This is a genomic window from Streptomyces albus subsp. chlorinus (assembly GCF_013302895.1).
GTDB lineage: Bacteria > Actinomycetota > Actinomycetes > Streptomycetales > Streptomycetaceae > Streptomyces > Streptomyces chlorinus.
In genome coordinates, this window is record NZ_VJOK01000001.1 from 3,020,290 (window position 1) to 3,029,867 (window position 9,578).

Sequence of the window (9,578 nt, forward strand, 5' to 3'; positions counted from 1 at the left end):
CGCCGCCGCGCGCTCCCGGCCGCGCCCACCTCGACGTCCTGCTCGGCCGCGAGCGCGGCGGCGAGGGACTCGGCGAAAATCCGGTGGTCGTCGACGACCAGTACCCGAATACGTTGCATGGCACCCCCTGGCAGTGCGGGCACGGCGCCCATGCGCGGGAAGCGCTCATCGACACGGCCGCCGCCGTGTTCGCTGTCTACCCCGCCCCTGGGCGTCGTACCCGGCTGTCTCGCCCCCTGATCAGCACCGGCCCCCACCGGTGCCACCTACGCATCAGAGTACGGCTGGGCTGTGACAACGGAAGGCAAATGACAAAAGTCGTCCCGCTCGTCACCGGCACGGGGCGCACACACGGCGCACCCGCCTTTCGCGTCCGCGCCCCCGGGGAGCACGCGTTCCGCACTCCTGTGCGCCGTATGCTCCCGTCCCCTGCGGCACTCCCCCGGCCCCGCGCCCGGGGACGCACCCGCTCCCCCGATTCCCCGTGTTCCCCGCCGCTCCCGGTGGCCCCGGCCGTCTGACACCAGTGGCCCCGGCCGTCTCACACCGGCGGGCGCCCGCTCACAGGCGGCGGGCACCCGCGCTCGGTACGGCCTCGAACAGGTGCGGCGCCAGGTGGCCGGCCGCGGCGAAGGCCGAGGTGACCGCCTCGCCGACCTTCTCCGTATCCGCCTCCTCGACCAGCACCAGCGCCGAGCCGCCGAAGCCGCCGCCGGTCATCCGGGCGCCGAGCGCGCCGGCCGCGAGCGCGGAGGTGACCACCAGGTCCAGTTCGTCGCAGGAGACGCGGAAGTCGTCGCGCAGGGAGGCGTGCCCGGCGGTGAGCACGGCGCCCACCGCGCGGGGCTCGCCCGCGTCCAGCAGCGCGATGGTCTCCTCCACCCGCCGGTTCTCGGTGACGACGTGCCGCACGCAGCCGCGCACCTCCGGGTCGTCGAGGCGGGCGTCCAGGCGGGCGAGGGCCGCCTCCAGCTCGTCGTGGGCGACGTCCCGCAGCGCGGGCACACCCAGCGCCGCCGCGCCCGCCTCGCACGCCCGGCGGCGGCCGGCGTAGGCGCCGTCGGCCAGGGTGTGCTTGACGCGGGTGTCGACGACGAGCATCCGCAGCCCCTCGGCGGCCAGGTCGAAGGGGACCTGCCGCTGGGCCAGGTCGCGGGTGTCGAGGTGGAGCACATGACCGTCCGAGCAGCAGGCCGAGGCCATCTGGTCCATGATCCCGCAGGGCATGCCCACGAAGTCGTTCTCCGCCCGCTGGCACAGCCGGGCCAGCAGTTCGCGGGAGACGCCCAGCCCGTACAGCTCCGAGAGGGCCAGGCCGGTGGCGACCTCCAGCGCCGCCGAGGAGGAGAGCCCGGCGCCGGTGGGCACGGTGCTGGTGACGTGGATGTCGGCGCCGCCCACGGGCAGTCCGGCCTCGCGCAGCGCCCAGGCGACCCCCGCCGGGTAGGCCGCCCAGCCGCCGTCCGCGCCGGGTGCCAGCTTCTCCAGCGCCAACTGGTAGGCGGCGCCGGGGACGTCGCCCGAGTGCAGCCGCAGGACGCCGTCGTCGCGGCGCGCGGCGGCGGCGTGGACGGTGTGCGGGAGGGCGAGCGGCATCACGAAACCGTCGTTGTAGTCGGTGTGCTCGCCGATCAGGTTGACCCGGCCGGGGGCCGCCCACACGCCCTCGGGTTCGGCGTCGTAGACCTCGCGGAACCCCTCCCGGGCGTCCTGGCTCATGCGGTGCCCTCCGCGGGGAGGCGCTGGGCGAACCGCCAGGCGTCCTCGACGATCTGCTCCAGTCCGCTGCGCTCGGGCCGCCAGCCCAGTTCGGTGCGGGCACGCTGCGCGGAGGCGACGAGGACGGCCGGGTCGCCGCCCCGGCGCGGGGCGACCGTCTCGGGGACCGGGTGGCCGGTGACCTTGCGGACGGTCTCGACGACCTCCCGTACGGAGAAGCCGTTGCCGTTGCCGAGGTTGCAGATCAGGTGCTGGCCCTCGGTGGCCTTCTCCAGGGCCAGCAGGTGCGCCTGGGCCAGGTCGGCGACGTGGATGTAGTCGCGCACGCAGGTGCCGTCGGGGGTGGGGTAGTCGTCCCCGTAGACGGAGATGCTCTCGCGCCGGCCCTGGGCTACCTGGAGGACGAGCGGGATCAGGTGCGACTCGGGGTCGTGGCGCTCGCCGTACGCGGTGCCGTCGGCGGCGACGTAGGCGCCGGCGACGTTGAAGTAGCGCAGCGAGGCCGCCGCCAGGCCGTGGGCCGCGCACTCGCCGGTGAGCATGTGGTCCACGGCGAGCTTGGAGGCGCCGTACGGGCTGGTGGGGGCCGTCGGGTCGGTCTCGGTGATGGGGGTGCGCTCCGGCTCGCCGTAGACCGCGGCGGTGGAGGAGAACACCAGTTTGCGCACCCCCGCCTCGCGCATGGCGGCCAGCAGGTCGATGGTGCCGCCGACGTTGTTGCGCCAGTACTTCTCCGGCTGTTCGACGGACTCGCCCACCTTGGAGTGCGCGGCGAAGTGGAGCACCCCGTCGAAGGAGGCGTCCAGCACCCGGGCCGCGTCCTGGATGCGGCCCTCGACGAAGGTGGCGCCCTGGGGCACGCCGGGGGTGAAGCCGGTGTCGAGGTCGTCGAGCACCGTGACGGTGTGGCCCGCCTCCAGCAGGTGCGCCGCCACGACGCCCCCGACGTAGCCGGCGCCGCCGGTCACCAAGTACTTCATCAGGAAGCCACCTCTCGCAGTCGCCCCGCCGCTGCTTCCGGCGGCACATCGTTGATGAACACGTTCATGCCGGACTCGGAACCCGCGAGGAACTTCAGTTTGCCGGGAGCCCGTCGGATGGTGAAAAGCTCCAGATGGAGGGCGAACTCCTCGCGTGCCGCCCCGTCCGGGCCGCCGCCGGGGGTGAACGGCGCCTGGTGCCAGGCGGCGATGTAGGGGGTGCGCGGCGCGCCCTCGCCGAATATACGGTCGAAGCGGCGCAGCAGTTCCAGGTACATCCCGGGGAACTCGGCGCGGGCCCCCTCGCCGAGCGCGAGCAGGTCGGGCACCCGGGCCTTGGGGTAGAGGTGCACCTCGTAGGGCCAGTGCGCGGCGTAGGGGACGAACGCGATCCAGTACTGCCCGTCGAGCACCACGCGCTCACCGGCGGCGCGTTCGGCCGCGACCAGGTCGTCGAAGAGGTTGGCCCCGCCGTGTCCGGCGCCGTACTCGGCGACGGAGCGCAGCATGCGTGCCGTGCGCGGGGTGGTGAAGGGGTAGGCGTAGATCTGGCCGTGCGGGTGGGGGAGGGTGACGCCGATCTCCTCGCCGCGGTTCTCGAAGCAGTAGACCTGCCGTACGCCCGGGGTCCGCGCGAGCGCGTCGGTGCGGTCGGTCCACACGTCCAGGACGAGCCGGGCCCGCTCCTCGTCGAGGTCGGCGAAGGAGGCGTGGTGGTCGGAGGTGAAGCTGACGACCTCGCAGCGGCCGGCGCCGGGGGCGTGCCGGAAGAGCGCGCGCGGGTCCTCGTGCTCCTCCTTGCCGGGGGCACCGCTGAAGGAGGGGAAGCGGTTCTCGAAGACGGCGACGTCGTAGTCGGACTCCGGGATCTCGCTCATCCGCCCCTCGCGGGAGGGGCACAGGGGGCACTCGTCGGCCGGCGGGTGGTAGGTGCGCGTGTTGCGGTGCGCGGTGACGCCGACCCAGTCGTCCAGCAGCGGATCGTGCCGGATCTCGGAGCGTGCCCGGGCGGCCGGCAGCGGGCGCCGGTCGACGGCGGTACGGGTCACGTCGTCGCGGAGGTCGTAATAAATGATCTCGCGGCCGTCCGCAAGGCGGCCTGAGGTCTTCTTCACCGGCTGGCTCCTCGTTGCTCGACCTCAAACATAATCGCACACAAGGAACCACGAGCCAACAGATTGTTCAACGCACGCCCGTCCGCGCGGACGTCGGCCCGACGGCAGCCCCCCAGGGCACGCACCGTGCGACATATACCCGAAATCACCCCCTTCCTTCCCCTGGACAATCATCACAATCAAACAAACCTATGCAACATGTCCTTTCAAAAGTCGAAACCCTGGAGGTACGTTCGCGTCCGTTCCGATCGCGCAATGAAGCGAGTGACCCATGTTGCACTTGGCCGAAGGGCTACGGCTCCCCACCAACGGACTCGATTACACAATCCTCGCCCTCTACTTCGCCGTCGTGCTCGGGATCGGCTTCGCCGCCCGGCGCAGCGTGAAGACCAGCCTCGACTTCTTCCTCTCCGGCCGGTCGCTCCCCGCGTGGATCACCGGCCTCGCCTTCGTGGCCGCCAACCTCGGCGCCACCGAGATCCTCGGCATGGCCGCCAACGGCGCCCAGTACGGCGTCTACACGGTGCACTGGTACTGGATCGGCGCCATCCCCGCCATGGTCTTCCTCGGCCTGGTGATGATGCCCTTCTACTACGGCTCGAAGGTCCGCTCCGTGCCGGAGTTCCTGCTGCACAGGTTCGGGCCCTCCTCCCACCTGCTCAGCTCGGTCATCTTCGCCGTCTCCTCCGTACTGATCGCGGGCGTCAACCTGTACGCGCTCGCGCTCGTGCTGAAGGCGCTGCTGGGCTGGGAGCTGTGGATCTCCATCGTCGTGGCGGGCTTCTTCGTCCTGGCCTACATCACGCTGGGCGGGCTCTCCTCGGCCATCTACACCGAGGTGCTCCAGTTCTTCGTGATCCTCGCCGCGCTGATCCCGCTGACCGTCGTGGGCCTCAAGCGGGTCGGCGGCTGGGACGGCATCTCCGACACCCTCTCCGGGCGCAAGGGCGACGCCTTCATGACCGCCTGGGACGGCACCGGCATCGGCTCGGGCAACCCGCTGGGCGCCAACTGGCTGACCATCGTGCTCGGCCTCGGCTTCGTGATGAGCTTCGGCTACTGGACGACCAACTTCGCCGAGGTGCAGCGCGCGCTGTCCGCCAAGAACCTCTCCGCGGCCCAGCGCACCCCGCTGATCGCCGCCTTCCCGAAGATCCTCATCCCCGCCGTCGTGGTCATCCCGGGCCTGATCGCACTCGTCATGGAACCCACCCTGGGCAAGACCAAGGACGGCCTCCAGTACAACGACGCCATCCCCGTGCTGATGCGGGACCTGCTGCCCAACGGCGTGCTCGGCATCGCGGTCACCGGTCTGCTGGCGGCGTTCATGGCGGGCATGGCGGCGAACATCTCATCCTTCAACACCGTCTTCACCAACGACATCTACGCGGCGTACCTGAAGAAGGACCGCCCCGACGCGCACTATGTGGCGACGGCCCGCTGGGTCACCGTCGTCGGCGTCCTGGTCGGCATGGGGACGGCGTTCATCGCCTCCTCGTTCAGCAACATCATGAACTACCTCCAGACGCTGTTCTCCTTCTTCAACGTCCCGCTGTTCGTGGTCTTCATCATCGGCATGTTCTGGAAGAAGACCACGCCGGCCGCCGGCTTCTGGGGGCTGCTGTCCGGCACCGTCGGCGCGATGGTGAACTACTTCTGGTTCTACAAGCAGGGCGTCATCGACATCCCCAGCGACCAGGGCGCCAACTTCGTCTCCTCCATCGTGGCCTTCGTCGTCGGCTCCGTGGTGATGGTGGCCGTCACCCTCTTCACCAAGCCCAAGCCCGTGGAACAGCTCGCGGGACTCGTCTACGGCACCAGTTCGCCCGGCGAGCCGGAGCCGCCCGGCCAGGGCGACGACGCGTGGTACCGCAGGCCCGCGCTGCTGGGCTGGGGCGCCGTCGTCCTCGCCGCCCTCTGCTACATCCCCTTCTCCTTCTGAGCCCCGACGCGAAGGACACCAGGAAGCGCTATGAGCGAGATGAACAACAAGCCCGCCGCCCAGCAGGTGGCGAAGGACGTGGAGGAACTGGAGCGGCGCTCGCAGACCGCCGCCCGCCTCTTCGACGTACGGCGCATCATCGGCGGCCTGTTCGTCGTCTACGGCGTGATCGTCACCCTCGCGGGCGTCTTCGCCTCCGACGAGGACATCAAGAAGGCGCAGGACATCAACATCAACCTGTGGACCGGCATAGCGATGCTGGTCCTCGGCCTGGTGTTCCTGCTGTGGCTGCGGCTGAGCCCGACCATTCCGCCACCGGCGACCGAAGAGGAGTAGGGCCGCGCCCGAGGGGCGCGGGGAACCGCTCCCCGCGCCCCCGGCAACCGGCCGGGAGGTGCCCCGGACGCCGGGAGGTGCCCCGGGCGCCCGGAAGTGCCCCGGCGGTCAGGACCCGCCCGCGGCCCGCGACGTACGGGCGGCATACGGACGTACGGGCGGCACACGGGCGACACGGCGACGTATGGCCGGGGGCGGCGGGCGGCCCGCTCCCGGCGGGTCCGGCGGGTCCGGCGGCGGTCAGCCAGAGGCGCCGCCGGCCCGCTCCAGCAACCCCGTACGCGCGGCGAGCGCGGCGGCCTCCAGCCGCGAGCCCACGCCCAGTTTCATCAGCACCCGCTGGACATGGGTCCGCGCGGTGGACGGCGCGATGCCCATCCCCGCCGCGATCAGCCGGGTGTCCTCGCCCTCGGCGACCCGCACCAGCACCTCCACCTCCCGCGGGGTGAGCATCTGCAGCAGCCGGGCCCCCTCGTCGTCGGGCTCGGCGGCCGGGTTGAGCAGCTCCGCGAAGGACTGCTGGAGCAGCTGCGGCGCGACGGCCGCCTCCCCGGCACGGGCCTTGACCATGGCCCGCTCGACGCCCTCGATGCGCTCGTCGTGCCGCACATAGCCGGACGCCCCCGCCGCGAAGGCGGAGGCGATCCCGCGCGGGCTCGGCACCGGGCCGAGCACCACCACCGCGATCTGCGGCTTCTCTCTCTTGATGCGCACCACGGGGTCGAAGACGCCGGGCTCGGCGGGCGTCGCCGTCCCCAGCAGACACACCTCGGGCGCCCTGCTGATCACCAGCTCGGCCGCGCCCCCGCTGGGCGCCGCCGCCGCGAGCACGCGGTGCCCGCGCAGTTTCAGCGCCGAGGCAAGGGCCTCGGCGAGCAGGCGATGGTCGTCGACCACCATGAGCCGTACGCTCATAAAGCTCGCTCCCCCACACACTGCCGCCACTGCCGAAGGCCCCACGCCCCCCCTGGCGCAGCCCCTCCTCCTGTTCTCCGGGAAGCTACACGCTCACTCGCCGTTCCGCTCCCCTTACGAAGCGAAATCCCCAAGGGAGAGCTCGAACGCGCCCTTCCCCAGGCGTCCTTCGCGCCCCGGCCGCAACGGCGCGCGCTCCCGCACCCGCCGCAACGGCGCCGGCCCGCCACGGACGTGCCGTGACGGGCCGGTGGAGCCGCCGGGACGACGTCCCCGGGCGGCGGTTCAGCCGCCGGTGGGGCCGTAACCGACGGCGAGCCGCGGGGCCTCGTCGTCGAGGGACGAGCGCTCGGAGATCAGGTCGTCCTGGAGGAAGAACCTGTTGTGCTCGAAGACCAGGGGCGCGTCGACGGAGTAGGCGTCGACCGAGAACGCCTGCTCGCCCTGGCCGATGTCCGAGGCGGGCATCTTCAGCAGCGTGGTCTGCTTGCCCTTCTTCGGCTCGATGGTGACGATCTCGCCACCGCGGCCCAGGCTCGGCGTCTTGTAACCGAGGACGTTGTCGCCCTGCATCTTGAACGGGATGATCGTGCGGTCCTCGCCCGCCTCCGACTTCCACTTGGGGCGGCCGGTGGTGAAGTCGAAGGCCATGACCTCGTTGGTCTCGGACAGGTCCGAGGAGCCGTCGTGCTCCTTGGTGGACAGATAGACGGTGTCCGGGCCGACCGCCATCGCGTAGCAGCCGTTGACCTCCAGCTCGCAGGGCTTGTTGTAGCGCTCGCCCAGCGAGATCTTGGCCTTCAGCTTCTTGTCCTCGCCGACGGTGAGCACGTCGCTGCTCAGCTCGTCGCCCGCGCCGGCGACCAGCACCAGCGGGTCGGTGGAGGCCACCCGCACGTCCTTGACGCCCTTGGGCGGCTCGTACTTCCACTTCGCCTTGCCGGTGTCCGGGTCCAGCTTCTGCACCGAGACCTGCGGCCTGTCGAAGTCGTGCCCGCACTCCACGACGGCGACGAGGGACTTGCCGCCCTGGTAGCCGGTGTCGCGGCAGTTGCTGGGCTTGGCCTCCCACAGCTTCTTCTCCGAGGAGATCTTGTAGCCGACCGAGCCGCCGATCCAGGCGGAGGCGACGGTGTCGCCGCTGATGGCCACGTTCTCCACGGACCGGGTGTCCGCGTTGGGCATGGTCTTGTCCCACGCGATCTTCTTCGCGTCCAGGTCGACGATCACCATGCGGTTGCAGTCGGCGCTGGGCGAGATCGTCGCCTGGACGACGACGGCGACCTTGTGGTCCTTGGTCATCTCGTTGGAGGCCGCGCAGACGTTGCCCTTGAGCGAGATCCGCGTCCTCTTCTTGGTCGCCAGGTCCTGCACGAGCATCTCGCGGACCGAGGACTTGGCGAACACCTTGTCGGTGGCCCAGGCACCGGCGACGGTGGTGACGTCGTGGACGGCCGGCGCCTTCATGTCGACGATCTGCTCGGCCTGGGTGTTCTTCGGCGGCGAGTTGGGGTCCTTGCTGTCCGAGTGCGAGTCGTTCTTCTTGGCCTCGTCCTTCTTCCCGTCGTCCTTGGTCAGGAAGAAGACACCGACCCCGGCCAGCACCACGACGGCCACCACGGCCGAAACGATCGCGAGGACCTTGGAGTTGTTCCGGCCACCGCCGCCGCCACCCGGGGTGCCCGCCACGGTGTTGGCGTACGGGTAGCCGCCAGGGGGCTGAGCGTAGCCGCCGGGGGGCTGCGCATAGCCGCCGGGAGGCGGGCCGGGCGGGCCCGGAGGCGGCGAGGGCGGGCCCGGGGGCGGAGGGGCGACGGCCCCGAACGCCGCCTGGGTCGGTGCCGCGTGCGCCTGCGGATCGCCCTGCGGATAGCCGTAGCCGGGGGGCGACGCGGGCGCGGGCGGCTCCTTCGACAGCGAGCCGGGGGCCTGCGGCGGCTGCGGGGGCTGCTGCGGGTAGCCGTAGGGCTGCTGGCCGGAACCCGGCTGCTGCGGGTAGCCGTAGGACGGCTGTCCCTGCGCGTCCTGAGGCGGTTCCTGCGGCGCGCCGAAGCCTCCGGATGGCGGCTGGCTAGGCGGCGGAGGCGGCTGCGACATGGACAATCCCTCGTTACGGGCAGACCGGCGCCGACGTCAATCCCCGGTAGGGCAAACCCCCGTAGGGCCGAGCGGATCGGACATATGGCCTGCCGATGGCAGACATCAGAGCGGACGTTCTTTCTACCATCGGACACGATCCGGCCACGGTGCCGGTTCCGGCCGCCCGGCGCCGTGACACCGAGTCGCAACCACCTCGGGACCGAGTCGGAACCCGCCCCGCCCGATCCGGCCCCGCCCGGGTCTTATGCCCCTTCCGACTCCGCCAGTTCCAGCCAGCGCATCTCCAACTCGTCCCGCTTGTCCCGTACGTCCCGCAACTCGGCGTCCAGTGCGGCCACCCGGGCGAAGTCGGTCGCGTGCTCGGCCATCTCGGCGTGCAGGGCCGCCTCGCGCTGCTCGGTCTTCTCCAACTGGCGCTCGATGCGCTGCATCTCCTTCTGGGCCGCACGGGAGAGCGCCGCCGGCTTGGCG

The 9,578-nt window shown here is 71.4% G+C and carries 8 protein-coding genes and 1 pseudogene; 2 read left to right on the top strand and 7 right to left on the bottom strand.

The genetic code is table 11. The features are described from left to right. The 4 genes and pseudogenes from FM076_RS33745 to galT form a co-directional block, all read right to left on the bottom strand. Positions 1–119: pseudogene (locus tag FM076_RS33745) on the bottom strand (DNA-binding response regulator); the annotation flags it as partial. 442 nt (positions 120–561) lie between these two features. Further along, positions 562–1,719 (bottom strand): galactokinase, encoded by a 1,158-nt coding sequence (galK, locus tag FM076_RS13480; protein ID WP_173870615.1) that lies wholly within the window; start codon positions 1,717–1,719, stop codon positions 562–564. Next, positions 1,716–2,699 carry a UDP-glucose 4-epimerase GalE gene (galE, locus tag FM076_RS13485; RefSeq protein ID WP_173870617.1) on the bottom strand — a complete coding sequence of 328 codons (984 nt, stop codon included), beginning with the start codon at positions 2,697–2,699 and terminating at the stop codon, positions 1,716–1,718. Before galE ends, galK begins: the two co-directional genes overlap by 4 nt. Then, a complete protein-coding gene (gene galT, locus FM076_RS13490; protein ID WP_173870619.1) occupies positions 2,699–3,814 on the bottom strand; it encodes a galactose-1-phosphate uridylyltransferase in 1,116 nt (371 codons plus the stop codon). Before galT ends, galE begins: the two co-directional genes overlap by 1 nt. Before the next feature lie 271 nt (positions 3,815–4,085). Between galT and FM076_RS13495 the strand changes: the two genes are divergently transcribed. Both FM076_RS13495 and FM076_RS13500 read left to right on the top strand, forming a co-directional pair. After that, the gene (locus tag FM076_RS13495) at positions 4,086–5,756 is read left to right on the top strand and encodes a sodium:solute symporter family protein (protein ID WP_173870621.1); all 1,671 of its coding nucleotides are present in this window, start codon (positions 4,086–4,088) and stop codon (positions 5,754–5,756) included. A gap of 30 nt (positions 5,757–5,786) precedes the next feature. Next, on the top strand, positions 5,787–6,092 hold the full coding sequence (locus FM076_RS13500; RefSeq protein WP_173870623.1) for a hypothetical protein: 306 nt from the start codon (positions 5,787–5,789) through the stop codon (positions 6,090–6,092). A 240-nt stretch (positions 6,093–6,332) separates the two neighbouring features. Here the strand turns inward: FM076_RS13500 and FM076_RS13505 are convergent, their stop codons facing one another. The 3 genes from FM076_RS13505 to FM076_RS13515 all read right to left on the bottom strand — a co-directional run. Then, positions 6,333–7,007, bottom strand: coding sequence for a helix-turn-helix transcriptional regulator (locus FM076_RS13505; protein WP_173870624.1), 675 nt, complete (start codon positions 7,005–7,007; stop codon positions 6,333–6,335). A 285-nt stretch (positions 7,008–7,292) separates the two neighbouring features. Beyond that, positions 7,293–9,104 (bottom strand): PQQ-binding-like beta-propeller repeat protein, encoded by a 1,812-nt coding sequence (locus FM076_RS13510; RefSeq protein WP_173870626.1) that lies wholly within the window; start codon positions 9,102–9,104, stop codon positions 7,293–7,295. Between the two features lie 245 nt (positions 9,105–9,349). Beyond that, positions 9,350–9,578 (bottom strand): ABC transporter C-terminal domain-containing protein (locus FM076_RS13515; protein ID WP_243274477.1); only part of this gene is annotated, 229 nt, incomplete at its 5' end.